Below are 25,651 nucleotides of genomic sequence, written 5' to 3'. Positions count from 1 at the left end.
GGGAGGTGCCGTGCTGGCGCATGCCCCCATGCCCGAAACCGAACCCATCAGACCTGCCCAGGCCACTTACGGCGACTTGTTCGAGGACGCCTGCGACGCAGCCAGAAACGCCATCCTATTGCCGCACCGCCGGCAGCTAGGTCCCGACGAGGCACATGCAGAGCTCGTCGGCTACCAGCAGTTCCTCCGCACCAGCGGATTCCACTTGGGTCTGCTCGCGCGGTTCCACCACGAGCAGACCGGCGAGCAACGCCACCTGGTCAACCGGCTCACCGGGATCTCCAGCCAAGACTGCCCACCCAGCAACTGGCTGCGGGCAGCCCAGGCGCTGGGCGCCGGCCACGACCTGCTTGCCACCCACCTCGACTCGAGTCAGCAGCCCAAGACCCCCGAGGCCGAGGACGTGGTGACACCATCTGCCGCACACGCACCTGCCCGCGCGCTGACGGAACTGGTGATGGACGCCGTCAGCGCCGGCGAGGACCTGGCCGCCGCGGCGGCCCGCTCGCAGAGGGATCTCCAGCCACGACCCATCCCGCCGTCTCAGCTGAGCGAGCTACGCCGTTGGGCTGCTTCGCTGCTGCCCTTCGCCAAAGCAGCCACCCTGGACGTCTCCCGCACCGACCGCGGTGAGGCCGACCGGACCCTGTCCTCGCTGGCGCCCGCACCGCTGATGCGGGTCGGCTCCGGCAGCCGCGCGTTCGATTCCCAGCTCGAAGCGCTACGCGTCCTGAGCCAGCTGACTTTCGGCCAGGCGCGTGGACAGGTGCCGGCCAGCCCGACGAGCCTTCGCGATCTCGCGTTGCTCGGGGTCTCCGTCACAAACCCCGATTTCTCCTGGCTGCCCGAGCCGTCGACCGTCCTGGCACGACTCGACCGAGCCCAGGCCCGCGACCATGTGGAAGCCGCCCATGAGAGCTGGTTTCGGGCGGCGCAGGACCTGACTCAGACGATCGTCGGCACCACCCGCGCGCCCGGCCTCTACGGGCATGCGATCGAGCACCTGCGTAGCTCCGAGCAGCGTGGCCTGGGAATCCGCGTCGCCCTATTCGCGGCACTCCCCCGCCTCGGCACGGACGCCGCGGCCGCGATCAGCGGCCTGCAATCCCAGAACGGACTGGTCGCGAGAGCGCGCGAACCCGGACATCTCTCCTTGGCCTGGCGCCCCATCTCACCCGCCCACGCCGGCGAGCTTGCCGCCCGGTTCCGGGACGCCGGGACGTCGTCCGAGGTCGCCGCTCGAACCGTACGGCGAATCCTCAGCGCCCAAAGTTCGAGCGACCGGCAGCCAAACCCTGCCCCGGTGCCGTCGCCATCGACTCGTCGAGACCTCGCCCTGTCGCGATCGGCGCAGCGATGAACACGACGCCGTCCGAGTTGTCGCGCCGCGAACTGGTCGAAGCCAACGAACAGGCCGCCCACTTCTTCCGCTCGCAGCTTCTCGCCCCGTCCGCGACAGGACCGCGGTCCTACCTCGAGTCCCGAGGCTTCGCGCACCTCCTCCAGGAATCGTCGTGGACGGTCGGCTTCGCGCCCGGCGGCTGGACGGCGGTGCGCGATCATCTGACCCGGTTGGGCTTCCCGCCGGAGGTCCTGCAGTCGGCCGGCCTGACCTGCGCCACCCGCCGTGGAGGGGCGATCGACCGATTCCGCGAACGGCTCACGTTCGGCATCCGCGACGTCGACGGCAACCTCGCCGGGTTCACCGCCCGCTGCGCACCCGGCGCTGCCCAGGGCGTCCCAAAGTATCTCAACACCCCGCACACCGCCCTTTACGACAAGTCGTCCGTCCTCTTCGGCCTCGGGGAACAGCGGGCGAACCTGCGGGCCGGAGCGAACCTGGTACTGGTCGAGGGCCCTCTCGACGCGCTGGCCGTCGATCTCCTCAATGATGGCAACAGGAGACTCGCCCCGCTGGCTGCCTGCGGAACAGCCGTCACCACCCGCCACGGCGAGATCCTCGGTCGCCTGGTCCGCAGCCACGTCATAGTCGCCTTCGACCGCGACCCCGCTGGACTCAAGGCTGCTGAGCGGACCTGTGCCGCCATCAGCGGCCACCTGAGAAACCCCTTCGCCGCCGCACTGCCCCACCACGCAGACCCTGCCGAGACCCTCGTCCAAGAAGGCCCCGAAGGACTGAGCCGCTGCCTGACACGGCTGCGCCCCCTCGCCCAGGCCATCGTCGACGAGCACCTCGATGCCTGGCCCAACCTGAGCGAAAACGCGGAAGCGCGAGTCGCCTGCCTTCGCGAGGTCAGCCGCGTCCTCGCCCGCCTCGGCACAGGCGACATCAACACTCATGCCACGCGACTGACATCGGTCCTCGGCCTGGGCCAGGGAACGGTCACCCGTGAACTCACCGACGCCGTAAGCGCCCCACCTGAGAGCCTCGCGCCAGCGGCGACCGGTCGTCGTCAAACCACACCCGTTCGACATCTGGCCTGAGCACAGGGTCCAACGGTCGCCGGCGCGGCCCCTTTCGCCGCCAGCTGACCGCGTGCGAACCGCACTGATCTGCCGATGTGCGGGCAGCCTGCCTGAATGGTTCAGACTGTCAGCATGCTCGGCCGTCCCCCTTTGCGCTTCGCGCGCAGACATCGCGCAGAGGTGATCTATCTGCCTCTTCGTCAGATGCCCGATGGCGAGGTCGCACCGCAGGAATTCCAGGCCGTTTGTCCCTGCGGCTGGCGAAGCGCGCCCACGGCGTCACGGGTCTTCATGAGCAGTCAGCGCCTGGATCACGTTAGGCAGGAATGGCAGAAGCAGCAGGGCCAGCGTTAGCCTCCTTGTCGCCGCATTTGCAACGACCGATCATGAGCCAATGGAGTCCTCCGACCGCACACGGGCAAACCAGGTCCTCGAGGCGGGCGTGTAAACGATCACCACAGGAATCGCCGCCAGCACCAAGATCGTCGCGCCGATGACGTTACTGCGCGCGCTCTCGGTTCCCATGATGTCGTGCAGCTCCCCAGCACTGCCCACAGCGATGAACACCAGAAGAGGCGCAACGAGCAGCCCCCGACCGCGGCCAGCGGCGGCGCGACGGGCCCCAATGATCAGAACGAAAACAAGGGCATTCACCGCCATCGCAAAGATGGCGACTCCGAACACCGAGACCGGCTCCAGGCGTTCATCGCCCGGACCGCCCGTACCGGTGATCAGCTGCCACAGCAGAATGATGGCCACGCCGCCGGCCGCGAGGGCATACAAGCTAGTCAGCACCGCCGCGACATACACCCTCCTCGGACGCGACGGCACGTGCCCGTCCTTGGCTTCGACGGGCTCCACTAGGGCTTCCGCTCCCAATTGACTGCCGCACGACAGGTCGACAGGAACCTCGGAAGTTCAACCCACACCACGGGCTCTCCTTACCCCGCGCCGACCCCAAGCAACCCGTGACTAGACCTGTTGCGTTGACGGATCATTCCACCGAGAGCGTCGGCTGTGAGGCCTCGGTTCAGACGCGAAAGCGTCACCCGCGTGAAGCGAGCCATCCCATTGGGACCGAGCGTTCCCCGTCAAAGGCCATGGGCTCCGTGACGCAAGTCGTGCCATCCTCCAAGTGTCCGGTCCCGTATCCAGGAGCCGCCCGCTCGTTCCGCTGAGTGCGCGGTCCTGCCGATCAACGTGGCACTCCGTCCGTTTAGAGCGCACCCAATGCCAGCCACGCCAGGATCCAAGTGCCCTCGGCGACAATGACAGCCGCCCAAAAGGTGAACCGCTGAGCTCGTTGAACAGCCTCCGTTGACCGCAGGCCAGCTCGATTCGCCGAGTCGATCTTCGGGAAGATGCGAACGAGGGCGAGGAACCATATCGGAAGGGCGATGGCGACCCCGAAGAACTTGATTCGATTCCCTGTCTCGGGTCCGACACCACCCATCGCTGGAACGACCACAATGACCACGAAGAGCGCTGCGAGGACGACCCAGGTCGCAGCGGTGAGAGCTTTGCCTCCGCGGTTCTGGGCCCCCATGGTGGGCTTGTACCCCTCGCTCGACATGCCTGAAACGTCCGATCATGCCTGCGGGCTCAGGCGGTCAGCGCAACACCTCGGCTAGTGCTTGGGATGGTGTCTTGAAGCCGAGGGTTTGTCGAGGTCGTCCGTTCAGCTCGTCGGCGATGGCGTCGAAGTCCGGGGGTCAGGGTCCGGAAGTCGAGGGTGCGGGGCAGGTATTGGCGAAGCAGGCCGTTGGTGTTCTCGTTCGACCCGCGTTGCCACGGTGACTTGGGATCACAGAAGTAGACCTCGACTCCGGTGGCTTGAGTGAACTTGGCGTGCTCGGACATCTCGTGGCCTTGGTCCCAGGTCAAAGTCCTGGTGAGCGCTGCTGGCAGGTTCGTGATCTTCGCAGCCAGTGCGTCTGCGACCAGATCTGCCTTGTGGCCGTTGGGCAGCGCGACGAGCATACGAACCGAGTCGAGCGTTCGACCAGAGTCGCGACTGGGGTCATGCCCTTGCCGAAGACCAAGTCGCCCTCCCAATGACCCGGCACAGCGCGTCGTCGGCCTCAGCCGGTCGCTCGGAGATGTTGAGGATCCCGGGCCGGCCACCACGACCATCAGGAAGCCGGATCCCTGCCGACCGCCGAAGTACTCGCTTGGTCCGCAGATAGGCGGTCAGCTCTTTGCGCAGCGCACCGCGGGACTGGATGAACAAGGTGCGGTAGATCGTCTCGTGCGACACCTGCATCTCCGGTTCATCTGGGTAGGTGGCCTTCAGCCAACCCGCGATCTGCTGCGGTGACCACCGCTGCCTCAGCTTCTCCGCCACGATGTCACGCAGTAGCGGCCGGCTGGCCAGCTTGCAGGTCTGGGGACGCCGAGCTCGAGCCCACGCCTGCTCATCTGCCCTCGCCGCGCGGTACCGACTCCGCCCGCCGTGCCCGCGACCTCACGACTCACCGTCGACGGCGCCCTGCCCAAGCCGGCCGCGATCGTCCGCAACGACCATCCCGCTGCCAGACCCCTGGAGATCTCCTCGCGTTCGAGCAGACTCAACCGGCCCGTCGAACGCCGTCGAGCAGCGCTGGACGGATCCCGCCACACCGCACCAGGTAGCCATGGACTCCGCTGGTCGACAGCCCCAACGCACGAGCCGTCGGCTTGGCCGCATAGCCCGCCCGCAGACGAGCCCAGATCTCATCCTCAACAGCCGGCGTCACCCGGTGATAGCCACGTCCCATCGCAACCTCCTCGAATCAAGGAAAGTGTTGCGCTGACCAATTGAGACCGCCCCGCGATCCGTGCGCCCAACAACGTCGCGAGACGCGACACCCAGGCACCTACCCTGTGGCGTCCAAGCCCAAGCCGAGGGCTCCTTGACGGAGGATCCTGACGGCTGGGAGTGGTCAGGCTTGGGCGGGCAGTCGCCATGGGCCCGTAGAACGGGAGTCGAGTCGATGTAGAACGGGGTCCAAGGGAAACCCGGAACTCCCACTTGAAACCGAATAGTGTCGCCGCCCCGCGCGCGCGGTGAACGTCCGATGACACCGGGCGACCGGACAGTGGCGTCGCGTCCCGAGATCTGTCCGGGTACCGATGGAACCTGAGACCCTCGTCATCTCGTCGGACGAGTGACGGCACCGGAATGGGGGACAGATGGATCACGACGGAGACTTCTCCGCCTACGCCACCGCACGCTGGTCGACGCTGGTGCGGTCGGCGGTGTTCCTCGGCTGCACCCTCGACGAAGCCCACGACCTGGTGCAGACCACGCTGCTGCGCTGCTACACCGCCTGGCGCAAGGTACACAAGGCCGACGACCGCGACGCCTACGTCTACCGCATCCTGCTCAACTGCCACCGCGACAGCCGACGCCGCCGTTGGTGGGGCGAACAGCCCACCCAGACGCTGCCGGACCAACCCGCCGGGACCGAGGCGACCGACGCTGTCGAGACCGCCGACGCCGTGCACCGAGCACTGGCGGACCTCAGCAAGGTCAACCGGGAGGTCGTCGTGCTGCGCTACTACGCCCACCTGAGCGAGCAGCAGACCGCACAGGTCCTCAACATCGCCCCCGGCACCGTGAAGAGCCGCCTCTCCCGCGCTCTCGCCCAACTCGCCACGAACACCCACCTGGTCGACCTTGCCGAAGGGACCCAGTCATGACCGAGAAGACCCCCGCCACCCTCGACCGACTCTGGGACGACATCCCCACCGGACACGCCCCCATCGGCGACCTCCTGACCGCCGGGCGGGCCGCGAAGCGCCGTCAGCGCCGCACCGCCGTGGGGTCCGTTGCGGCCGCTACCGTGCTCACCCTGGGCGTCGGGGCCCTCGGCACCCAGGTGCTCGGCGGCGGACAGCAGGACCACTCCGGAATGGTCGCCGACGGCACCGTCCCGGGCACTCGGCTGGTCGGCATCGGGCACGTTGCGGTCGCTGTGCCCACGTCCTGGGCCGACAACGCCGCCTCCTGCAACGGTCGGTTCGAGGGCACGGTCTACTTCGGGCCGCAGGGCTGCGTCAGGGAGCGCACGTGGCAAGTCTCGTCGGTGGCCATCGCCACGCATGCCTACAGCGAGACTCCTCTCGACGACCTCCAGTCCGCCGGACGCATGGACGGACACCAAGTCGTCGAGAACGCCCCGAACTGTCTCCAAGCCTTCTCGACCTCGGGCAACACCGGCAGCACCCAGTGCATGCAGACGTTTGCCATCCCCGACCTCGACGCCTACTTCGCCGCCACCGTCCTCGGCGACAACGCCGAGAGCCGACTCGCCGCGATCCGTCGGTCGCTCACGGTGCTGCCCGACGACCAGGTCACCGTCCCCTACGTGAAGCCGGGCTCGACTCCCGACGACGCCCGCGCCGCACTGGAGAAGGCCGGGCTCGCCAGCAAGGTAGCGACGGTCGCCTGTCTGCCAAACGCGTACTGCGGGGGCGGTGTCACCGGTGTCGAGCCCGGGTTCGGCAGCGTCGTCCCGACGGGTTCGGCCGTGACGGTCACCGTGCTCGTCCAGGCCGACACTCGGGACGGCTCCTGTGGACCGAACGACCTCTGCGTCCGCATGAACAACCCCGCCAACCTGCCGACCTCCAACTGGCGGCCCGGAGACCCCAGCATGCTCGCCACCGGCGCAGGACTTCTCTCGGTCGACAACGACTCCTGCCCCTACCTCGCCGGACCCGGGAACTCACGCACCTACGTCATCTGGCCCGCTGGATACACCGCCGCCATCGCTGACCACGGAACCCTCGTCATCAGCGACTCGACCGGGATCGAGGTCGCTCGCGCAGGCGACCGCGTGACGGCCAGCGGCGGCTACACCAGCACACCAACCAGCAACACCGGTGCCTGCCCAGCGACGGCGGCGAAGTCTTCGTGATCCAGTCACCCGTCACCGTTCAACCACGCTGACCTCCGCAGCCATAACCGAGTGTTGCACCTCACGAGGTTGTTGACACCGGGAGCCGACCGGATCTGCCGAGATGAGGGCGAACGCTCGCTCTACGATGGCCGAATTGAAGGGAGGCGTCGATGGCTTCCGGCGAACTCGGCCCACTGCCCAAGCACTTGGCAGGGCTTCCGGTCGCGGACGCCGAGCTACAGGCCCGCGACCTGGGCTGGGTAGTTCGCGTGAAGCGTCCCGGCGAGATCTACCCCGCAGGTCCGTTCCGTGCCGACCGCGCAAACCTGCACGTCGACGGGCGAGATGTCGTCATCGACGTCAGTGTGGGGTGAGTGATCGGATCTGCGGCATAGCGCGCGATCATGCCCATCCGGCATGCCGGCCCTTGCTCAGCGCCACTCACCCGCCAAGGGTCAGATCGGCACCGTGGTTCCGTCCACCCGGACGATGAACAGATTGGGCCGGAACCCAGCAAATGTGCGGGGCCGCTGCTTTTCGATCTCGACGAGTTGCTGGCCGATGATGTGGCGCCAAACTCGCTCAGTTTCGAGGGAGAAGTGAGCAGAGAAGTGCCAAGGGCTCTGAAGGGTCACTCGCTCTGTGTCGAACCGAAGCTCTGCTCGCCCGGTCAAGCGATTCCAGCGAAACTGCGCCAGCCGCCCGTCCACACTGAAGTCGATCTTCACCACCCGATCACGGGATAGTCGACCCACGCTGCTCCGAGCCAGGTCGGGCACCGGCGGTATCGCCCGCCGGTTCAGCATCACCGACGTGATCAGGAGAGCGATTGCACCCAAGAACAGCACGCCGGCAGCGGCAGGGCTTCCGACTCCGGCGGCCAGCATCAAGCAGACAAGGCCGAGAGCAAGGCATGCCAGCGATGCCCAGAACAAGCGGTGTCTTCGATTCCCCCCAAACACAGTCCAATGTTTCCCAATAGCTCGTGACCGAAACCGACCTCCGCACGCCCTCATCTGCCGCATAGCGTGCGCGCGGGCGCGCACGGATCTGCCGCATTGACCGGGGTACAGCCGAGATCGGTGCATCCGGGTAGCGGGCGTCTGCCGCACCCTTCATGGCCGCGGCGAGGCCGAGTCCAGGAGTACACGTCCCACGTTGGTGAGCTCGTGGGTGGCCGTGCGGCCGGCCCGGCTGCTGTCGATCAATCCGGCGTCTCGCAGGATGGCAAGGTGTTCACTGGCCGTTGGGGGCGTGACATTCACCAGCTTGGCGATCACGGTCGTCTGCAGCGGAGTGGTGAGCGCGGCCAGGATCCTCGCTCGAGTGGGTCCCAGGAGCCGGTCCAAGGACTTCGGCGTGGGCGGTGCCGCCCAGAGGTATCGCCCAGACGCCGGGTAGCAGAGCGCCGGAGTCCAGTGGTCTGAGGTGGTGCACTGCACCCGGTCTGTGATGAACAGTGACGGAACGAGGATCAGTCCGGGGGACAGTCGGTGTCGACCTCGACGCCCGCTCGACGGTGAAACTGTCGGCCTCGCAGGCCATGGAGTGATGAAGACGCGGAATGACCGCTCGCAGCCCCTCGCGGCTGACCTGGATGGCGCGGTCCAGCATCTCGGTCCGCAGCGCCTGCCGCATGGATGGCCACTCCGGCTCCACGGCTGCCTTCCAGAGGCGACGCACTGCAACCCCCGCCTCCGACCTGGCACGGTCGGGATCATCGAGCAACCGCCGGAACACGTGCGGGTCCCGCCCGATCGCGGCGTCGACCAGCTCGGCGTTCACCTGCTCCGTCGGCACCGCGAGCAGCGCAGCCATGCCCTCCTCGAACGTCGGCTCGCTGGAGACCGGCGATGGGTCAAGGAAGTCGGGCCGGTAAGCACCATCGGCCATGAAGACCGTCAGCGCGGCCAGGTCCAGGCCCGAGAGAGCATGCCGACGGCGACGAAGCCACTGGTGGTAGACCGGGTGACGCCGCGGCTCGGTCAAGAGGCGAGCAAGGCTGACCACCTCGTGAATCGGGGACAGGGCCCACCGAACGCTCGAAGCGCCGGTCCCCAGGCGATAGCGAATCACAGCCGTATTGTTAGGCCACCGCCGAAGTGAGCGCGAGCAAACGGCTGGGAACCGAGACTCAGGCCATGACCGACATGACACTCACGGCCGCGTTCCCGATGCGACCGGACCAAGTCCGCGACGACCGTCAGATCCGCCTAGGCGCCGGCGGGTCCTCCATCGAAGTCCTCGCCGCCCCGGCGGAGACCGACGGGGCCGTCAGCGCCTACCGCTGGCGCATGTCGCCCTCGAGCTGCGGACCCTCCCCGCACTTCCACACGACCTTCAGCGAGACCTTCATCGTGGAAGAAGGCGAGGTCGACTTCTTCGACGGACGGGCGTGGCGAACACTGCTTCCGGACCAGACCGCGCACGCCAAGACCGGTGTGGTGCACGCAATCCGCAAGAACCACGACGAGCCAGCCACTCTCCTCATGATCCTCTCGCCTGGCGTACCTCGCGAGGACTACTTCGCGCAGATCGCTCACGTGAAGGCGCAAGACATGGACCGGCTTCACGAAGCCCACGACAACCACTTCGTCGAGGACGTGGACCGCTGACGGGACCAACCACGGCGAGCTCACTGCCCTCCTTCAGCGCCCCTGACCAACCTTTCTATCGAAAGGCAGAACAAGCATGCTCACCAGTACCGCCACCGCGCTCGCCGGACTGATCGGCGTCAGCATCGTCCTCATGGGTACATACGCTTTCTGGCGCCCCATGCGGCGACCGGCTTCGGCATCCCCGACACGCCCACCGAGGACCGCAGCTTCCACGCCTGGCTGACCGTCAAGGCTGTACGCGACATCGCCTTCGGACTCTTCATCCTGGTCCTGCTGGCCGGGGCCACACCCCACCTTCTGGGCTGGCTCATGCTCGTTGCCACAGGTGTACCCATCGGGGACGCGGCGATCGTGCTGCGCAGCAACGGACCCAAGACCGCCGTCTACGGCGTCCACGGCGCGACCGCCGTGGTGATGTTGACGATCAGCCTTCTCCTTCTCGCCGCGTGACCGCCTGGGGTGACGGTCCGCTGCGGGCGGCGCTCCGCCCCGTCCGCGGCGAGCGCCAGGAAATTGAAGGACCCCGCCTCTGGATCGAGGTGGACAGCTACACCTCAACCCGGGCGGGGCTCTCATGCGCCGGGAAGCTGGCGCGACACCCATTCAGCCCGCCGACGGCCAACGAGCACCAACCTCCGGCCGACGTCGCGGTGAACGTTGCGGGGCCGCCTCCCACGCGATCGAACAAGCTCCCTTGACCCAGCCGGGCGCTGACCAAGTGCAGGCTGGTTACCAGGAGTACGGGGTAGCTATGGGAAGCCGCGGACTGACGCGAAGACCGCGGCCGACCGGGCGTAGCCGATGTGCGGGCCCAGACCACCTTCCGCCACTGACCTCCTGAACGCCTTCGCGCATTGCCCCATTGCGGCTGAACCGGGCATTCTGGGCTCGTGACCGACTCGGCACCGACTGCGACCGTGCGGGTGGTGAAGCGCAAGTGGGACGGGGCCGTGTCGGCACTGGACACTGCGTCCCCGCTGGCCGTTCCTGGCGAACCATCGGCCTGGCTCGTCCGCACTGGCAGCCGCCGCGAGCGCCCTCGCTCGGGCGCGATCGAGGTCGTGGGTTCCGACGAGCTGTGGGTCGCAGTCCCCGGCGAGTGGTGGGTCCTCTGCGGGTACCTGGACGTATCCCGGTCGCTCTGCGGCTACAAGGTTCACGCCGCGGCTGCCTTCGAGGCGCCGCGCGGAACCGCCGAGATCGGATGGGTCGACCTCGACCTGGACCTCGAGATCAGCAGCGACGATCTGGCGCTCCGCGATGCAAGCCAGTTCCACGAACGCGCCCATACGATGGGCTACCCCGGTCACATCGTGTCGGGCGCCTGGTCTGGTATCGCCACCGCCGCTGCGCGGTACACCAACGCCGACTGGCCCTTCGACGGATCGCTGCAGAGATGGGTGGACGGCACACAGTCGTAGGACGCCCGCAAGGCATGCTGCACCCGCACCGACGAGCCTGCGGCGCCGCGTACCGTGTCGTTTCCTGCGTCGAATCGGGCTGCCGCCGTTCGTGGAGAAGATGGAGGTGGCCGCAAGTGTCACCCCGTCAGGAGGAGACATGTCCGAGTACCTCATCGCCTTCAACGACGAGTGGGTGCCCGACCACACGGACGAGGAGCTGCGTGAGAAGTCCAGGACGCTCAGGCCTCTGATCGCGGAGATGAAGGCTGCCGGGGTCCTCATCTTCACCGGCGGTCTCGACATCGATGCACCCGTGTTCAGCGTCGACGCGTCGAGCGGCACACCGGTGTTCACCGACGGTCCGTACGTGGAGACCAAGGAGCACCTCGGCGGCTTCGCCGTCGTAGACGTGGCCGACGAGGAGGAGGCCCGGGCGTGGGCGGGAAGGATCGCGGTGGCCTGCGGATGGCCGCAGGAGGTGCGGCCCTTCCAGGTCCCCATGCGACTACCAGAGACTGATTGACCGGGTCGGCCCGGCAGCTTGGCCTAGCCTCGGCGAAGGAGCCGGCTCAGGTCCGAACCTTCGATGTCGCGCCGGCGACCACCAGGTCGGCGAGGGCATCGACAGCCTCGGACGGGCCAGGCGCGGTTGGCCAGTTCGGGAGCATCACAGTCACTCGCCGTTGCCGCAGGCGCTTGTACAACCCCTCGAACCCGCACCGGGCTGCCGCGACGAGCTCGGCTCCGGGAGTCTCTGCGGGATCGACGCCTGCGACGGGCACCGGCGCCAGGTCCGCCCAGTCACCCACCAGGTTGACCCCTGTCCCCCGAAGCCGCTCGACCATCTGCGCAGAGGTCTCCGCGAGCCATGGCTGCACCTCGAGACCGATCCGCTGCTCCTCGCCTCGACGAGAGCTGAGAACCCGTTTCGCCAACACTCCTTTGCGCAGCGACCTGGCGTCGGTGCCCCCGAGACCGCGCTCGGCGAGACGGGTGTTGAGGCGCTGGAGGAGCTGCACGGATGCCGCCCCGAGCGTGGTGTTCTTGGGTTCCGGAACCACGAGATCGTCGGTCACGAAGCCCACCGCCTGCCCGAAACGTTCGGTCAGGGTGCGGGAGGGTGCTCCGGGTGGCGGCAAGGTCACCACAGTGACCCGACTCGGGCCCACGACGTCCGCCCAACGCGAGACGATGCGGTGCGCATCCTGCTGCCGCCAGAACGTCCGGCCCGGTCCGGAGGGCATGACCGGCGAAGGTGTCTGCCACGGACGTGCGTCCTTGGCATCCGCCCGATAGTCGGCCCAGGACCAGGCTCTCCCGTTCTGGACGGCCTCCTGCCACAGCGACGGAACGGACCGGTTCAGGTCCCGTGCGGTGATCACCACATGGACGGGCAGGTCCCCGAAGCTCGCCACCGCTGCCTTGACCCGGCGTGGGATGAACGGACCCAGGAACTCCATCGAGATGACCGAGGAGCCCGGCCACCCCTGCGCCTGCTCCACCAACCGCAGCCAGGACCTCCCGGGAGCCTCCGGACTGGCGATGAGCTCGCGGACACCCTGGACCTGATCGGTCCAACGACTCCCCAGGGCAAGCACCCCTCTGTCGGCCAGAGCCTGTCGTTGATCGAAGAGAAGCGCTTGGATGCTGGTGGTTCCCGACTTCATGGTCCCGACATGAAGAACGACCTGACCTCGGGCCAACGAACCTGCGCTCGTCACACGTAAGCCTTGCGTTCGCGCCGACGAGCCCGCTCGGCAAACCGCGCGAAGGTCTCCACCGCGGCTCGGGCGACGTCGGCGTCGTCCACGGGCGTGTAAGGAGAGGTCCGCTCCTCCGTGGGGATGAGAGCGTCGAGCTCGCCCATGACCTTGCAGCCGCTCGTGCGGATCTCGATGACGGCTTCTTGACTCCGTTCCTGGACCCAGGTGAGCTCCGTGACGGGCAGCTCGAGCCGCGCGCTCGCCTCCGTGGGCAGCACGCCGGTGGTGAGTGGGCGTCGGACCAGTTGGCGGTAGGCCTCCGAGTAGTCGTCGAACGCTTCTGGAAGCGCGGCGTTGATGCGACGGAACACCTCGGCCTCGATCACACCGTGTGAGGTGTTGACCGCGTGGCCCGGTTGCCCGATCAACCCGGGATCGAGCCCGAGTGCCTCGTTCATGAGCCGGAAGACACCGCCCGGATCTGCGGAGTAGCTGGGCACGACGACGAAGGTGATCCGGTCGGCGTCAACCGCGCTCCAGCGGCGCTGGATGTCCACGGGGTCCTGGCGTCGCCAGAAGTGCTCCCCCCATCGCCCCTCCCGGTCTCGCACCTGGCGGATGAAATCGAGGTAGGGCTCGTGCATCCCGTGCCGCAGGAACTGTTGGTACTCCGACGGGATCTGCTGTGCCCAGTCCCGGAGTGTGACGACAAGGTGGAGCTCCAGCCCGGCAGCCGCGGTCAGCTCCTGGAAACGGTCGACCCCTCGAGCGGGGAGCTCCATGAGGTCCTCGTTGCTGATCAGGACGCGGTGGCCACGGGCGTTCGCCAGTCGTGTGCGGGTCTGCTCCAGCGCGGCGTCGTCCCAGCCGTCGGCGAAGCCCGTCGCCGGCTGCCAGCCGAACGGGTCGAGCAGACGTCGTCGGTGTGCTCGGCGGCCTACGAAGGGGACACCGACGTCAGCCGCCTCGAGACGTTGGACCGAGGCCCACAGACCGGCCTGGAACGACGAGGTTCCCGTCTTGCTGCACCCCACGTGCGCGTACACCGGGCGCATGCTCATCCACACTCCATCCGTCGGGCCTCAGTTCTCTCGTCGCACGATGGCCGCGTCAGCGTGGCGTTCCAGCTCCAGACGCAGGAGGTGTCCCAGCGCCCGGGTCGCGATGTGCAGCTGGTCCTCGATCGGCACTTCGTCGGGCGTGACCCCGGCAACGGTCACCGGGGCCAGCTCGTCCAGACTGCCGATGACCCTGACCCCGGTCGCCTCGACGTTCGCGCGCATCGAGACGGCTCGATGATGTATCCATTCAGGAACGGGCATGCCCAGCGCGAGGTCCTCGCCACGCAGGCTGCCGAGCACGTCCTTTGCGAACCTCGACTTGACCACCTTGGCGTAGCTCGGCCACGGGATGTCCCAGTCGGCCAGGTCCGCGTTGACCCGTCGAAGGACCTCGGCGGCGGCGGCGCCGAGGGACTCGTTCGCCGGCTCGACCGGTGGGCACCAGGTCGGGTCGGTGCCGACCGCCTCGCAGAACCGGGACCACAAGATCTCTCGGGGCGCGCCGGGTGGCGGGACTGTCACCACGGTGACGTTCGAGATGTCGACCGCCGCGGCCCATCGCCCGACGATGACGGCCAGCCGCTGCTGGCGCCAGAAGCGCTTGCCCTCGCCGGTGCCCTCTTCGACCGCCTTGAGGTACCACGGCCAGGTCTCGGTCCCGGAGTTCTTGGCCGACTCCTGCCACATCGCCATCAGGGCGCGGTTGAGGTCGCGAGCGGTGATCACCACCTCGACCGGGACACCCTCGAAGGAACGCACCACGGACTGGACATCCTTGGCGCTCGCAGGGCCGAGGAACTCCATCGACATCAGCGCCGTACCAGGCCAGTCGCGGATCTGGTCCACCATTCGCGGCCAGGCGTCGTTGCAGGCGTCGGGCCGCGGACGCCGGGGGATGTCGAGGACGTCGATCACTGCATCGACCTGGTCGCGCCAGCGGGGGAAGAGCACGTCGTGCTTCGCCAGCGTCTTGCGGCCGCCCATCAACCTCTTCTGCAGGTACGTCGTACCGGTCTTGAGAAGGCCGACATGCAGCACGACCCGCTCAGCCATGCGTCGTGCCTTCGCAATGCCCTGCCACGTCCGGACACCACATCGTCGCGCTCACCGCTTCCACCTTGCTGCTGGTCGTACGCATCGTTGCCGGTCCGATCTGACCTTCGGGACCTGTTGGCCGAACAGCACGAGAACGGCTGGTGGCGTGTGCGGGACGCTGCAGGCTGGGTTCGAGGGTTCTTGGCTCAGTCGTCCGGGTCCCCCATCCCCGGCGCCACCGTGAGCCCGGCGAGCAGAGGGGTGCAGGAGCAGCGGTCGCCGCGCGACCAGGCCTCGAGGGCCGCCGGCTCGATGCCGCCGAAGGCTGCGATCTCGTCCAGCAGCGCCGCCGGCATCGGCTCGCCCGGGTGTGTCGACTCCCAGATCTGCGCCTCGAGCATCGGCCCGGCCACGTCGATCGAGCTGAGGTTGAGTGGGACGGAAGCGGCCGATCCCTGCTTGGCCGATGGGTTCGTCTTGTCCATCGGGTAGGTCGGCGTCCGGAAGCGATACGGCCGCCCGTCTGGCTTGGAGGTGAACAGGTCGTAGGGCACGGCGGCGTACTGGGTGTACGACGACAGCGGCTTCAGCCCGAGGATCAGCTCCACCGTGTGCAGCACGGAGGCCTGGCTGACGTGCAGCGACGAGAGCGCGCCCTGCTTCGCATACGGCGAGGCGACCATCAGGATGTTGCGGTGGCCGTCGCGATGGTCGAGGCCGTCCTGGCTGTCGTCCTCGACGACGAAGACCGCGGTGCTCTTCCACTGGGGCGTGTGCGAGAGGTAGTCGACGAAGCGCCCGACCGCCAGGTCGTTGGTGGCGACCAGGGCCGACGGCGTCTTCTTGCCGGGCGCAGTCCCGTCGGTGTGGTCGTTGCCGAGGACGGCGTACATGAACTGCGGCAGCTGGTCGGAGGCGACGAGGGGAGCTAGCGTCTGCTCGATCTCCTTCTCCTTGTCCACGTCCGAGACCGACGTCAGCGACAGGTTGGCGCCCAGGTTCTCGTCGAAGCTCGCTGCCGACTGCCCGTCGTACGCACCGCCTGGCGTGGCGCAGCGGGCGCCGGGAGCCGCCTTGGTCGTGGGCGTCTGGGCGGTCGAGAGGCCCACCAGCTCCCCGAAGTTGCGGAAGGTCTTGCCCTGCCGGGCGAGCTGTTGGAAGACCGCGCCGCAGCGGGGGTACACGATCGGTGCGGTCGGGTCGTAGGGGTGGTTGCGACTGGAGTAGTAGTGCAGGTAGCTCTTCTCGGTGTAGTCGCTGGACACGCCCTCCGCGGTCCAGTGATGGCCCTGGATGCTGGCCTCCCCGTCGCTGTAGAAGTTCTGCGACAGTGCGAACCGGTGGGCCAGCGCGTGGATGTTCGGCGTGACCGTTCGCCCGGCCGAGTCGCGGCGCGGGAACTCCATGTAGTCCGGCTCGACGTCGGCGTCCTTCCGCTTCAGGTCACCGAAGACCTGGTCGAAGGTGCGGTTCTCGCGCACGATCAGGACGACGTGCTTGATCGGGCTGTGCCCGGCGTTCGCCAGCGTGGGGATCGGAGAGTGCGGCGGCCGCAGCCGCGAGGTGAGCGAGGGGTAGCGCAGGTTGCGCCGCGCGGTGGCCGTCCACTGCGCGAGCCGGGAGCCGGAGGAGGCATCCACTGCGGTGAGCAGGCCGTGACGATGGTTGACGATGTACTGGCGGTGGTCGGTGATCGGGGCCCCACCCAGCCCCTTGGCCGACGCGACGAGCAGTTGTCCGTGTCGACCCTTCGCGAGGGCGGTGGGGTACCAGCCGGTGGGGATGGCCCCGACCGGCTTCAGCTTCGACGGGACGATCCGGTCGCCGGTGTCGCTGCGGAGGGCCCGGACGACGTTGTCGCCGGCGTTCGCGACGTAGACGGTGTCGGTGGCGTCATCGACGGTGACGGCGTCCGGCGTCGAGCCGTTGGCCTCGTGGGGCAGCAGGTGAGTTGAGACCTGGGCGGCCTCGGTGGGCGTCGCACCCGACACGTCGAGCACCGAGAGCGAGTCGTCGTTGGCGTTGGTGACGTAGAGCTGGGTGCCGTGCTGCGCCAGCGTGAGGGCGACCGGGTGGTCCCCGACCGGTGTGGTCGAGGTGATGGCGCCGGTCGTTGTGTCCAGGCCGACGACCGCGTTCAGGCCCTGGGCGGCGACGTACGCCGTCGCACCGTCGCGACTCACCACGACCGCCTCGGGGTAGGCGCCGCCGGGCTGGCCGGGGCCACCGAGCGTGGTCTCCCACCGCAGGGACCCGTCCGCGGTCGAGAGCGCGGCCACCGTCGAGCCCTGCTCGTTCGTCACCAGGACCGTGCGACCGTCCGGCCCCAGGGCGAGGCCCCGGCTGTACGCCGCCGCGTCGCCCACGACCGGGGCCGTGCCGGGGATCCCGTCACTCCCGGACCCGTCGACCGTCGGAGCACCAGCACGGGCCGAGCTCTTCCAGCGCTGGAGCAGGCTGAGCCGGCCGCCCGAGTAGCGGTAGTCGTAGGCCTCGTCGTTGCCGCCCCCGGTGGCATAGAGGTGCGATCCGTCCTCGCTCCAGGCGAGCCCGGACTCGTAGAACGTCGGCGCCCCGTCCTCGTGGTCGGTGAGGGTCTGCACACCCGCCCGGTCCCCAGGTCGACGACCTGCAAGGACTCGTCGCCCTGCTCGGGCGCCCCCTCCCCCTGGCCGCTGTTGGCCACCACCGCCACCGACCGGTCCGGCGAGACTGCGACGGCCACCGGGAAGTCCCCGAGTGTCGTGCGTTCCCCCACGGGCGTGATCAGCCGCCCGCTCACCAGGCTGGTGCCCTCGGCGTAGTGCCGGTCGGGGTGTATGGCGTGACGTGGCGGGTGTCGTCGGCGCTGGCGACCTGCCAGGCCACGACGCCACTCAGGAGGGCGGTCGCCGTGATCGCGGCAACGGGGACGAGACGCATCGGGGCTCCTGGGATCCTGGGGACTCGCAGGTGCCAACTCCCCCGGTGGCCCGCGGGTCACGGCCGTCGAGAGGCGTTCATCCAGTGTTCAGACCGGCGTGACCGTGCCCACGACGGAGCCCTGCGCCCGCACTACAACCGGCCTCGTCACGCACGACCCCTCATGGGCGAACGGCCGTCCGAACAGGCGCACCTCGTCCCGTTCAGACGGGGGAGGCATGAACGGGACGAAGTGCTGCGCGAAAATATCGGGGCACAGTCACTTCTTCAAAGCAAGGGTGGGCCTTGACGGTCGTGCCTCAGGATGCGGACCGGTCGGCGTACGACGTGGCGGCGGCGTAGACCTCGTCCACGTAGACCTGGGCGTGGTTGTACGAGAAGACTGCGGCCGCCCACCCGGCCCCGGTGGAGAGGTCGCGTCCGCCAGCGCACAGGTAGCCGGCGGTTGCGGCGGCGGCGTCGTCCAGGTCGAGGGGATCGGCGCGCCCGTCGCCGTCGCCGTCCGCGGCGTACTGGTCCCACGTCGAGGGCAGGAACTGCATCGGGCCGACCGCGTGCTCCCAGACGGGGTCGCCGTGCAGGTTGCGCGAGGTGGGCGTCGAGCGGATCGCCGCGAAGTCGCCGGTTCCGTCGAGTGCCGGCCCCAGGATCGGGGTTGACGACTGTCCGTCGTCCAGCAGCGTCCGCCCACCGATCGTGCCGTGGCGCGACTCGACGTAGCCGATCGCGGCCAGCGTCGTCCAGTCCACCGCACAGCCGTTGGGCGCGGTCAGCTGGGCTCGGGCGTAGGCGCGTACCGCCGGTGCCGGGATGCCGGTGTCCCGAGCCGTGAGCGCGACCCAGTCGGGGCGACTTCGGGCACCGCGGCCCGCTGTCGGTCTCCCGACCTGGCGACGGGCGCGACCGCCCGGGTCGGGGCGCTGACGTACGCGGGGTGTCCCACGACCTCCAGGTCGTCGAGCCGGCCACCCCGGTCGTGGGCCTGGGTGGCCAGGGCGGTCGCGGAGAGCAGGCCGAGCCCGACCGCGAGGCCGGAGAACGAGGCGAAGGCTCACCCGAACCGGCCGTTGACGTAGTCGGCGGTGCGCGGGTCGCGCGGCTGCTGGAACATGGCGGTGGTGTCGCCGTGCTCGACGATGACACCCGGTGCCCCCTGTCCGGCCAGGAAGAATGCGCAGGTGTCCGAGACTCTCGCGGCCTGCTGCATGTTGTGGGTGACGATGACGATCGTCACCTCCCGTGCCAGCTCGAGCATGGTCTCCTCGATGACCCGCGTGGAGGTCGGGTCGAGCGCCGAGCACGGCTCGTCCATGAGGAGGACGCGCGGCTTGATGGCCAGGGATCGGGCGATGCAGAGCCGCTGCTGCTGACCGCCGGACAGGCCGCCACCGGCGCGTCCAGCCGTTCCTTCACCTCGTTCCAGAGGCCGGCCTTGACCAGGCAGGACTCGACCAGCTCGTCCCGCGTCGCCCGTGAGGCACGGGTCCCGGTCAACCGGAGACCGGCGAGCACGTTCTCCCGGATCGACATGGCCGGGAACGGGTTGGGCTTCTGGAACACCATCCGATGGACCGGCGGGCGTCGATGAGGCGCTTCTCCGGGTCGTAGACGTCCTGGCCGTCGAGCAGGACCTCGCCGGCGAGCTGGGCCGAGGGCACGAGCTCGTGCATCCGGTTGAGGATGCGCAGGAACGTCGACTTGCCGCAGCCCGACGGGCCGATCAACGCGGTGATGCCACCTGCGGGCATGGTCAGCGAGACCCGGTCGAGAACCTTGTGCCGGCCGAACCACGCGGTGATGTCGCGGGCGTCGAGCGTGGCTGCCCGTCCGGCGTCGGACAGCGGCCCGGGCCGCGGGGCCGGGACGGCCGGGAGGACCGTGGTGGCCGTGTGCGGGTCGGCGTGGGTGTTGGTCGAGGTGTTCATGGCTGGCCTTCTGATGAGGGGAGACGCGAGGTGTGTCGGTAGCCACCACGGCTGCGGCGGCCACCCGACACCCGGGTGGTGCGGTGCTACGGGTTGATCACTTCTGGGTGATCGTGAAGCTCTCTGCGAGCCGGCGGCGGTTGCGTTGCCGGCGTACACGGCCTTGAGCTTGTTGGTGCCCTTGGCGAGTGCGGGCAGCTTCACGGTCGCCCGGCCACCGGAGAGCGTGCGGTGGCGAGGGTCTTGCGACCGAGCAGGACCTTGACCTTGCCGGTTGCGGCGTTGGCGACGCCGGTGAGAACCACCGTGACGACACCCTTGGCGCGCTGGCCCTTGGCGATGCTGGCGGGGAAGGACTCGGTGACCTTCGAGGCGGTCTTGACGGTCGCGGAGCTCGTGCCCTGCGAGGGGTCGAAGGCGCTTCCCGAGGCCGGGGTGAAGGCCGCGCGGAAGTCGTGGCTGCCGGCGCTCAGGCCGGTGGCGTTGTACGTCGCCTGGCCCGAGACGGGGCACGTCGGCCTGGAGCACGCCGGCGCCGTCGTAGAACGTGACCGCGCCCTCGGGAGCCGTGGCGCCGGTGACCTTGGCGACCAGGGTGGCCGCGTTGGCCTTGCTGCTGGTCGCGGTGAGGTCGTGGCGGTGACCACCTGCTGGTTGACGGTGAAGTTGCTGGTGGTGTCCACCGGCGTGCCGCAGACGCCGCCGTGGGCCGGGGTCGCGAGCTGCTGGAAGCCGGCCTGGGCGATGAGGTCGCGAGCCTCGGTGGAGCAGATGAAGCCGTTCTCGCCGAAGACGGCCTGGATCTCGGGCTTCGTGACGTCGCCGCCGCGCACCACGTTGTAGAGGTCGCGCTTCGCCGCGAAGCCGTCCATGAGGCGCACCGTGCCGCCCTTGAGCTCGGCCCGGCCCTTCGAGATCGGCACGACCGCGTTGGCGTCGTCCTTCACCGTGCTGTCGTCGTGCTCCTGCACGTTCTGGTTCACGCAGGCGCCGTAGGTGACTGCGCTGCCCTTGGCCGCGTCGAGCTGCTTCTTGAAGAACTTGGCGGTGCCCGAGCCGCTCTGCGGGATCTGCGGCTCGATGGTGCCGGCGGTGCCGCCGAAGTCGCTCCAGTCGGTCGCCCCCGCTTGGCACTCGTAGATCTTGACCAGGTCGTTGACGGTGATCGACGCGGGGGCGTGCGACGGGGTGGAGTTGGACACGGCCATCACGACCGTGTCCAGGGCGAACGGGAAGGCCTTGAGGCCGTTGTCGGTCTCGGTGGTCGACAGGGCGTCGGAGGAGCGGGCGAAGTCGATCTGGGGCACGTTGCCGGTGCCGTAGAGGCGGCTCTTGCCGTCGCCGGAGCCGTTGGGGCGGGTGGCCTCGGTGCCGCCCGGCAGCGGGATGGTGGCGTCGGCCTGCTTGGGCGCGCCGCCTTCGGTCGCCGCGTAGGTGGCCACCTTGAAGGTGTGGCTCGAGTCGGCGTTCCACGCGTCGGCGAGGAGCTTGACCGCGTGCTGGGTGGTGTCGGAGCCGGCCCCGATCAGGTCCGCTGCGGTGGCGGTGAACGCGGTGTCGTCGGGGTCGGTGCGGTAGACGGCCGAGGCCGGGGCCAGGGTGACGAGGCTCAGCGCCGTGGTGACGACCGCGGTGGTGGCCAGGCCGGCGAGAAGCGAACGTGCGGACATTCTGGTTCTCTCTTCTTTCGCAGTGTTGGTACGGGTTTGGGTCGTGCTGAACTGGTGTGACTGAGCGAGTCAGATCAGGTTGGGCAGAAGGCGCATCACCACGTCCGTGGAAGCCCAGGACAGCGCGATGGCGAGCGGGCTTGCGACCACCCACACAAGCGCTGTCGACCATCGCTGACGGGCGGCGATGACCCCGAGCGTCAGCGCCAGGAGAAGGGCCAGGTCCAGGGCGAGGAGCGGCATCGCACCCTCGTCGCTGGCCATCGCCTTCTCGGATTGGGGAACCGCCGCGGCCGGCCGGGCGGTGCGGGGAACGCCTTCCTCGCCTCGGCGTCGACGTAGACGACGTCCTTTGGGGCGATGGAGGCCAGGCGCCCCGAGCCCTCGGCGGTCACCAGCGTGAGCCTGGCCCGGCCGGGCTCGACTGGCTGCGGCAGCGGGTCGCCGGCGCGGCGGACGTCGAGGACGGTGAACGTCAGCTTGCCCTGGGCTGCGGCCACGGTGACCGGGTCGCCGGGCCGCAGCCCGGTCAGCGTGTGGAAGGGGCCGCCGTACGTCGAGGCCCGCCCGTAGACGACCGAGGTGCCCTCCTGGCCCGGCAGTGGGGTGTCGCGCCGGTGTCCGGGCCCGGCCAGGGTGTCCCCGGAGGCGGTGCCCTCGACGACCACCTGCTCCAGGCCGACGGTCGGGGCGGACACGACCGCCACGGGGTCTCCGACCGGGACGATCGGGCCGAGCGGCGCGGTGGCTCCGGCCAGCTGGGTGCGGAACTCGCGGTAGAGCAGCTCCTGGGCCCGCTCGTGGGACAGATTGCCCAGGAACAGCATCTGGGCGGCGGTCCACAGGCACAGCAGCGCGAACATGGTGAACGCGGACGAGACCACGGCCGAGGTGTTTTCCGCGGGGGTCGGTGGGGTCGCGGCCCGGACGGGCGCGACCGCTCGCGGGTGCTGGGGGGCTCCGCCACGCCGTCGAAAGGTCGGCAGCGCGGCCTTGCTCCGTGCCCGGCGCCGGGGGCTCTCGGTGAGCGTCGCGGTCATCGCTTCCGCCCCACCGAGGAGGCGCCCACGCGGACCACTCCTGCGATGCCGAGTCCGAGGCCACCCAGGAGCAGCAGGGCGGGCAGCAGGCCGCCGGCGAGCGGCGAGCTGACCGGCTGGGTGGCGGGCATGGCCGCCGCCTCCTGGCCGGTGGACGGCGATGGAGACGCGGAGGCCGCTGCGGAGGGGGCCGCGCCGTTCCCGGGCGCCTCGCCGGGCACGCCACCGCTGGAGGAGGCCGGGGTGGTGCCCGGGCTGCTGCCACCGTCGGAGGTGGGCGTCGCCGAGGTGGTGGGGACGGGGGGTTCGGCCTTCTGGGCCTCGACCGCGGCCGCCACCTCCTGTGCGGACCGGTAGAGCGGGGCGGTCACGCCGGTGCTGCGGATCGGCAGGAAGCCGTCGGGGAGTTGGCCGTTGCCGCTGCCGGGCTGCTGTCCTTCGGTGGTGGAGACGCGGATGAACTGGGCGACCTTGTCGGCGTCCGCCTGTGGCAGGTTGCGCAGCCGGGCGGCCGTGTAGACGACCATCGTCCCGGGGTAGGCCCTGGTCGAGCGCCGGATGTCAGCCTGGTCGAGGACGAAGGGACCGTACTTGTCCTGCTGGGTCTCCAGCTGGAGTGCCGCCGCGAGGGACTGCGGGGACGGGGTCACGTAGCTGCCCTGCTTCGTCTCCAGAGCGGCCGTGCGCAGGCCGTAGCGCGCGGCGTCGCCCAGGCTGACCAGGCCGAGCATGAAGCGCGAGCCGTAGGACTGCCGGTCGATGCGTCCCAGCTTGTAGAGGTGCGGTGTCGTGCTGGTGTCGGTGTCACACCGGGTCTGCACGGGGCCAGGAGTCCAGGAGTGCCATGGCGACCTTCGGCAATGTCGTGACCGGGGCGGCCAGGGCGCTGAAGTAGGTCATGGGGTTCTGCTGCATGCACTCACTGCCGGTCTCCGGCACGTAGGTGTCGAGCAGCGGCCACTCCGCCGTGGGCAGGTCCAGGCCCTCGTAGGAGGGGTTGACCTTCATCCCCCACGGGTCGGGCTTGCCTGCGATGAAGTCCATCGCGTCCTTGTCCTGGGCGATCCACTCGGTGAGCTGCTCGATCAGGTCGGAGGAGTTGGACAGGGAAAGCAGGGTGGCGCCGGCCTCCTGCGTGGTCTGGCTCAGCCCCGGGTTGAGCTTGATGAACTCGGGGTCGGCCATGAGCGCCCACGGGTTGCCCGTCATCCCGGGGTGACCGGCCCCCAGGCCGGAGCCGAGGTAGGACGGGTGAGCAGCTTGGCCACCAGCCGCGCGTCCAGGCGCAGGTTGGTGTACTCCCCCACGTTGTCGGGCCTGTCGATGACGTAGCCGATCGAGAAGCCCGTCACGGCCGTCGGCGCGTACCCGACGGGGTCGCTGCCCCGCTGCTGGTGCTCGGAGGAGACCTCGGCGGCGGCGCCGCCGCCGCCTTCCATGAGGTTCCAGCCCGCCTCGTCGGACATCTGGTTGAGCTGGAACTTGAAGCGGTCCTTGCGCAGGCAGTACGCCGGGGACCACTGCAGCGCGGCCTGGGCGAGCAACTCCGAGCCGTAGAAGCCGGTCGCGGGCCGCTGGTCGAGGATGTCGCAGGTGTCCGGCGGGAGCCCGAAGGTGATTGGGATCGTGAAGCGGTTGTTCCAGTTGGAGGCAGACCACCACAGTGCTGGGGACACGGCCTGGTCCACGCCGAGCCCCGCGAAGTTGCTGGAGCCGGGTGCCCACTGGCCGGTGCGTCGGCAGCTCTTCTCGGGGCCGTGAGGTCGCCGGTGACGTTCGCGGCTGGTCGCAGCTGACGCCGAGGATCGGGATCACGACGATGGAGCAGTCCGTGCGGTGGTTGCAGCCCAGCGACTCGTTCTCGACGTCACTGCGGACCTCGAACTGGACCGACCCCCTGCCGTCGGCGCCGGTGAACGCGGCGATCTCGGCGGGTGGGAAGGCCGAGTCGGCGGCCGCCTCCGGGGGCATGTGCTCCTTGTCGCAGGCGGAGAGACGGTGCCCTTGGCCGAGATGAAGGGGGTGACGTGGCTGTAGTAGGTCCCGCTCCGGTCGACGTTGGGGCACTCCTCCTCGGAGGGGAACGGGGACATCCCGCTCACGTGCTCCTTGTCCGCCGGGTCGGCGTCGACGTCATCGGTCCACACCGCGTCCGAGGCGGATCTCGAAATCTGCGAGCGCTGCGAGAACGACGAGGTCCAGCAGGTCTCGGGAGTCACCTGCGCGCCGGTGCCCCGGCATTCCAGGATCACGACCGGGTACTCCTGCGTCAGGCCGGCCAGTCCGTAGGGATTCCCCGAGCGCCCGGCGCTCGGCTGCGCGCCGGACCAGCTGATCTGGACCCGCTCCCGCCCGCGGAGGTTCTCGGTGTGGTCGGCGCTCACGGTGATGCCGAACGGGTCGGCGAAGGGGTAGTTGTGGGCCACCCCGTCCGCGCCGACCACCTGGCGCGCCTCCTGCTTGGTCTCCGACCATGCGCCGCTCGGCTTGGCCAGCTGGTCCGCCTGGGCGGGGGTGCCGACCAGCCCGGCGGCACCGAGCATCATCAGTGCCGCACCGGCCCAGATCGCGCGGCGGCCTGCCGTGGTCCCCATCAGCGGCCACCGGCCTTCACCGAGCGGCGACGGCGCAGGGTCGCGACGTACAGACCGGGCAGCAGCACCAGGGCGAGCAGCTCCACCGCGGCCAGCCAGCCGAACGTCCGTGTGTCGATGGCGCGGGAGGAGACCAGCTCGGTCGGGTTGGCGTAGATCGCACCGCCGGCGGCCGTGGTCTGGTCTCCGCCGACCACCGCCCCGGTCTCGGGATCCACACCGGGGCCCCCGGATCCGGGCGCGGAGCCCGGCGAGGACCCCGAGGCCCCGCCGGCTCCCCCGCCCGAGCCGCCAGCGCTGGTGTCATCCCCGCTGGCGGTCGCGGTCGTGCGTTGGGGTCGTCGGTGGACGGCGTGTTGGTGCCGGTCGC

At 69.2% G+C, this 25,651-nt stretch carries 27 protein-coding genes and 2 pseudogenes; 9 read left to right on the top strand and 20 right to left on the bottom strand.

Going from position 1 to position 25,651, the window contains the following annotated elements; genetic code table 11:
- The first annotated feature begins 28 nt into the window (after positions 1-28).
- Positions 29-1,360, top strand: a complete 1,332-nt coding sequence (locus tag H0S67_RS07445; protein ID WP_180936070.1) for a hypothetical protein — start codon at positions 29-31, stop codon at positions 1,358-1,360.
- On the top strand, positions 1,357-2,445 hold the full coding sequence (locus H0S67_RS07440) for a toprim domain-containing protein (RefSeq protein ID WP_180936069.1): 1,089 nt from the start codon (positions 1,357-1,359) through the stop codon (positions 2,443-2,445). Before H0S67_RS07445 ends, H0S67_RS07440 begins: the two co-directional genes overlap by 4 nt.
- 366 nt (positions 2,446-2,811) lie before the next feature.
- On the opposite strand, the gene H0S67_RS07435 is transcribed toward H0S67_RS07440, so the two are convergent.
- Positions 2,812-3,288, bottom strand: coding sequence for a hypothetical protein (locus H0S67_RS07435; RefSeq protein WP_180936068.1), 477 nt, complete (start codon positions 3,286-3,288; stop codon positions 2,812-2,814).
- Between the two features lie 749 nt (positions 3,289-4,037).
- Positions 4,038-5,183: pseudogene (locus H0S67_RS27915) on the bottom strand (IS30 family transposase).
- 415 nt (positions 5,184-5,598) lie between these two features.
- Between H0S67_RS27915 and H0S67_RS07425 the strand changes: the two are divergent.
- The 3 genes from H0S67_RS07425 (at position 5,599) to H0S67_RS07415 (ending at position 7,684) form a co-directional block, all read left to right on the top strand.
- Positions 5,599-6,108 carry a SigE family RNA polymerase sigma factor gene (locus tag H0S67_RS07425; RefSeq protein ID WP_180936067.1) on the top strand — a complete coding sequence of 170 codons (510 nt, stop codon included), beginning with the start codon at positions 5,599-5,601 and terminating at the stop codon, positions 6,106-6,108.
- Positions 6,105-7,328, top strand: a complete 1,224-nt coding sequence (locus H0S67_RS07420; RefSeq protein WP_180936066.1) for a PASTA domain-containing protein — start codon at positions 6,105-6,107, stop codon at positions 7,326-7,328. The genes H0S67_RS07425 and H0S67_RS07420 overlap by 4 nt, the downstream gene beginning before the upstream one ends.
- Before the next feature lie 152 nt (positions 7,329-7,480).
- Entirely contained in the window at positions 7,481-7,684 is a 204-nt protein-coding gene (locus H0S67_RS07415; RefSeq protein ID WP_180936065.1) for a hypothetical protein, read from the top strand.
- Between the two features lie 81 nt (positions 7,685-7,765).
- Here the strand turns inward: H0S67_RS07415 and H0S67_RS07410 are convergent, their stop codons facing one another.
- The 3 genes from H0S67_RS07410 to H0S67_RS07405 form a co-directional block, all read right to left on the bottom strand.
- Positions 7,766-8,200: a hypothetical protein gene (locus H0S67_RS07410; RefSeq protein ID WP_180936064.1), complete on the bottom strand. Its 435-nt coding sequence runs from the start codon at positions 8,198-8,200 to the stop codon at positions 7,766-7,768.
- A gap of 225 nt (positions 8,201-8,425) precedes the next feature.
- Positions 8,426-8,590 carry a winged helix-turn-helix domain-containing protein gene (locus H0S67_RS27910; RefSeq protein ID WP_425489894.1) on the bottom strand — a complete coding sequence of 55 codons (165 nt, stop codon included), beginning with the start codon at positions 8,588-8,590 and terminating at the stop codon, positions 8,426-8,428.
- Positions 8,547-9,299 carry a hypothetical protein gene (locus H0S67_RS07405; protein WP_219635766.1) on the bottom strand — a complete coding sequence of 251 codons (753 nt, stop codon included), beginning with the start codon at positions 9,297-9,299 and terminating at the stop codon, positions 8,547-8,549. Before H0S67_RS07405 ends, H0S67_RS27910 begins: the two co-directional genes overlap by 44 nt.
- A gap of 152 nt (positions 9,300-9,451) precedes the next feature.
- Between H0S67_RS07405 and H0S67_RS07400 the strand changes: the two genes are divergently transcribed.
- The 4 genes from H0S67_RS07400 to H0S67_RS07385 all read left to right on the top strand — a co-directional run bounded on the left by H0S67_RS07400 (position 9,452) and on the right by H0S67_RS07385 (position 11,854).
- Positions 9,452-9,925, top strand: coding sequence for a cupin domain-containing protein (locus tag H0S67_RS07400; RefSeq protein WP_180936063.1), 474 nt, complete (start codon positions 9,452-9,454; stop codon positions 9,923-9,925).
- Positions 9,926-9,967: 42 nt separating this feature from the next.
- On the top strand, positions 9,968-10,378 hold the full coding sequence (locus H0S67_RS07395) for a DUF4267 domain-containing protein (RefSeq protein WP_219635681.1): 411 nt from the start codon (positions 9,968-9,970) through the stop codon (positions 10,376-10,378).
- 440 nt (positions 10,379-10,818) lie between these two features.
- Positions 10,819-11,349 carry a DUF402 domain-containing protein gene (locus H0S67_RS07390; RefSeq protein WP_180936062.1) on the top strand — a complete coding sequence of 177 codons (531 nt, stop codon included), beginning with the start codon at positions 10,819-10,821 and terminating at the stop codon, positions 11,347-11,349.
- A gap of 139 nt (positions 11,350-11,488) precedes the next feature.
- Positions 11,489-11,854 carry a YciI family protein gene (locus H0S67_RS07385; protein WP_180936061.1) on the top strand — a complete coding sequence of 122 codons (366 nt, stop codon included), beginning with the start codon at positions 11,489-11,491 and terminating at the stop codon, positions 11,852-11,854.
- Between the two features lie 46 nt (positions 11,855-11,900).
- Here the strand turns inward: H0S67_RS07385 and H0S67_RS07380 are convergent, their stop codons facing one another.
- From H0S67_RS07380 to H0S67_RS07310, 15 genes and pseudogenes are all read right to left on the bottom strand, one after another.
- Positions 11,901-12,998, bottom strand: a complete 1,098-nt coding sequence (locus H0S67_RS07380; protein WP_180936060.1) for a hypothetical protein — start codon at positions 12,996-12,998, stop codon at positions 11,901-11,903.
- A gap of 50 nt (positions 12,999-13,048) precedes the next feature.
- Complete coding sequence (locus H0S67_RS07375) at positions 13,049-14,095, bottom strand: hypothetical protein (protein WP_180936059.1); 1,047 nt, start codon at positions 14,093-14,095, stop codon at positions 13,049-13,051.
- Positions 14,096-14,116: 21 nt separating this feature from the next.
- Positions 14,117-15,148: a hypothetical protein gene (locus H0S67_RS07370; RefSeq protein ID WP_180936058.1), complete on the bottom strand. Its 1,032-nt coding sequence runs from the start codon at positions 15,146-15,148 to the stop codon at positions 14,117-14,119.
- A 188-nt stretch (positions 15,149-15,336) separates the two neighbouring features.
- Positions 15,337-17,733, bottom strand: coding sequence for a bifunctional YncE family protein/alkaline phosphatase family protein (locus tag H0S67_RS07365; protein WP_180936057.1), 2,397 nt, complete (start codon positions 17,731-17,733; stop codon positions 15,337-15,339).
- Between the two features lie 175 nt (positions 17,734-17,908).
- Positions 17,909-18,052, bottom strand: a complete 144-nt coding sequence (locus tag H0S67_RS07360) for a hypothetical protein (RefSeq protein ID WP_180936056.1) — start codon at positions 18,050-18,052, stop codon at positions 17,909-17,911.
- 299 nt (positions 18,053-18,351) lie between these two features.
- The gene (locus tag H0S67_RS24680; RefSeq protein WP_246355200.1) at positions 18,352-18,801 is read right to left on the bottom strand and encodes a lytic murein transglycosylase; all 450 of its coding nucleotides are present in this window, start codon (positions 18,799-18,801) and stop codon (positions 18,352-18,354) included.
- Positions 18,802-19,103: 302 nt separating this feature from the next.
- A pseudogene (locus H0S67_RS26525) lies at positions 19,104-19,977 on the bottom strand (phosphate ABC transporter ATP-binding protein).
- Positions 19,978-20,177: 200 nt separating this feature from the next.
- Positions 20,178-21,647, bottom strand: coding sequence for a substrate-binding domain-containing protein (locus H0S67_RS07345; RefSeq protein ID WP_180936054.1), 1,470 nt, complete (start codon positions 21,645-21,647; stop codon positions 20,178-20,180).
- A 69-nt stretch (positions 21,648-21,716) separates the two neighbouring features.
- Complete coding sequence (locus H0S67_RS07340) at positions 21,717-21,890, bottom strand: hypothetical protein (protein ID WP_180936053.1); 174 nt, start codon at positions 21,888-21,890, stop codon at positions 21,717-21,719.
- Entirely contained in the window at positions 21,848-22,687 is an 840-nt protein-coding gene (locus H0S67_RS07335) for a class E sortase (protein WP_180936052.1), read from the bottom strand. Before H0S67_RS07335 ends, H0S67_RS07340 begins: the two co-directional genes overlap by 43 nt.
- Positions 22,684-23,508 carry a hypothetical protein gene (locus H0S67_RS07330; RefSeq protein WP_180936051.1) on the bottom strand — a complete coding sequence of 275 codons (825 nt, stop codon included), beginning with the start codon at positions 23,506-23,508 and terminating at the stop codon, positions 22,684-22,686. Before H0S67_RS07330 ends, H0S67_RS07335 begins: the two co-directional genes overlap by 4 nt.
- Positions 23,492-23,896 carry a hypothetical protein gene (locus tag H0S67_RS07325; protein ID WP_180936050.1) on the bottom strand — a complete coding sequence of 135 codons (405 nt, stop codon included), beginning with the start codon at positions 23,894-23,896 and terminating at the stop codon, positions 23,492-23,494. Before H0S67_RS07325 ends, H0S67_RS07330 begins: the two co-directional genes overlap by 17 nt.
- Positions 23,893-24,363: a hypothetical protein gene (locus H0S67_RS07320; protein WP_180936049.1), complete on the bottom strand. Its 471-nt coding sequence runs from the start codon at positions 24,361-24,363 to the stop codon at positions 23,893-23,895. Before H0S67_RS07320 ends, H0S67_RS07325 begins: the two co-directional genes overlap by 4 nt.
- A 135-nt stretch (positions 24,364-24,498) precedes the next feature.
- Positions 24,499-25,281: a hypothetical protein gene (locus H0S67_RS07315; protein ID WP_180936048.1), complete on the bottom strand. Its 783-nt coding sequence runs from the start codon at positions 25,279-25,281 to the stop codon at positions 24,499-24,501.
- Positions 25,281-25,499, bottom strand: coding sequence for a hypothetical protein (locus tag H0S67_RS07310; protein ID WP_180936047.1), 219 nt, complete (start codon positions 25,497-25,499; stop codon positions 25,281-25,283). The genes H0S67_RS07315 and H0S67_RS07310 overlap by 1 nt, the downstream gene beginning before the upstream one ends.
- Positions 25,500-25,651 lie beyond the last annotated feature (152 nt).

The sequence above is a fragment of the Nocardioides ungokensis genome, assembly GCF_013466985.1.
In the GTDB taxonomy this organism is placed as follows: Bacteria; Actinomycetota; Actinomycetes; order Propionibacteriales; family Nocardioidaceae; genus Nocardioides; species Nocardioides ungokensis.
The sequence above is the reverse complement of the archived record's forward strand: the minus strand, read 5'-3'. Positions and strand labels throughout refer to the sequence as shown.

What these genes read in the sequence shown, in the direction of transcription:
- H0S67_RS07445 (WP_180936070.1), top strand. Translation starts at nt 29, where the DNA reads ATGCCCGAAACCGAACCCATCAGACCTGCCCAGGCCACTTACGGCGAC.
- H0S67_RS07440 (WP_180936069.1), top strand. Translation starts at nt 1,357, where the DNA reads ATGAACACGACGCCGTCCGAGTTGTCGCGCCGCGAACTGGTCGAAGCC.
- H0S67_RS07425 (WP_180936067.1), top strand. Translation starts at nt 5,599, where the DNA reads ATGGATCACGACGGAGACTTCTCCGCCTACGCCACCGCACGCTGGTCG.
- H0S67_RS07420 (WP_180936066.1), top strand. Translation starts at nt 6,105, where the DNA reads ATGACCGAGAAGACCCCCGCCACCCTCGACCGACTCTGGGACGACATC.
- H0S67_RS07415 (WP_180936065.1), top strand. Translation starts at nt 7,481, where the DNA reads ATGGCTTCCGGCGAACTCGGCCCACTGCCCAAGCACTTGGCAGGGCTT.
- H0S67_RS07400 (WP_180936063.1), top strand. Translation starts at nt 9,452, where the DNA reads ATGACCGACATGACACTCACGGCCGCGTTCCCGATGCGACCGGACCAA.
- H0S67_RS07385 (WP_180936061.1), top strand. Translation starts at nt 11,489, where the DNA reads ATGTCCGAGTACCTCATCGCCTTCAACGACGAGTGGGTGCCCGACCAC.
- H0S67_RS07380 (WP_180936060.1), bottom strand. Translation starts at nt 12,998, where the DNA reads ATGAAGTCGGGAACCACCAGCATCCAAGCGCTTCTCTTCGATCAACGA.
- H0S67_RS07375 (WP_180936059.1), bottom strand. Translation starts at nt 14,095, where the DNA reads ATGAGCATGCGCCCGGTGTACGCGCACGTGGGGTGCAGCAAGACGGGA.
- H0S67_RS07370 (WP_180936058.1), bottom strand. Translation starts at nt 15,148, where the DNA reads ATGGCTGAGCGGGTCGTGCTGCATGTCGGCCTTCTCAAGACCGGTACG.
- H0S67_RS07360 (WP_180936056.1), bottom strand. Translation starts at nt 18,052, where the DNA reads ATGCGTCTCGTCCCCGTTGCCGCGATCACGGCGACCGCCCTCCTGAGT.
- H0S67_RS07345 (WP_180936054.1), bottom strand. Translation starts at nt 21,647, where the DNA reads ATGTCCGCACGTTCGCTTCTCGCCGGCCTGGCCACCACCGCGGTCGTC.
- H0S67_RS07340 (WP_180936053.1), bottom strand. Translation starts at nt 21,890, where the DNA reads ATGCCGCTCCTCGCCCTGGACCTGGCCCTTCTCCTGGCGCTGACGCTC.
- H0S67_RS07335 (WP_180936052.1), bottom strand. Translation starts at nt 22,687, where the DNA reads ATGACCGCGACGCTCACCGAGAGCCCCCGGCGCCGGGCACGGAGCAAG.
- H0S67_RS07325 (WP_180936050.1), bottom strand. Translation starts at nt 23,896, where the DNA reads ATGACGGGCAACCCGTGGGCGCTCATGGCCGACCCCGAGTTCATCAAG.
- H0S67_RS07315 (WP_180936048.1), bottom strand. Translation starts at nt 25,281, where the DNA reads ATGGGGACCACGGCAGGCCGCCGCGCGATCTGGGCCGGTGCGGCACTG.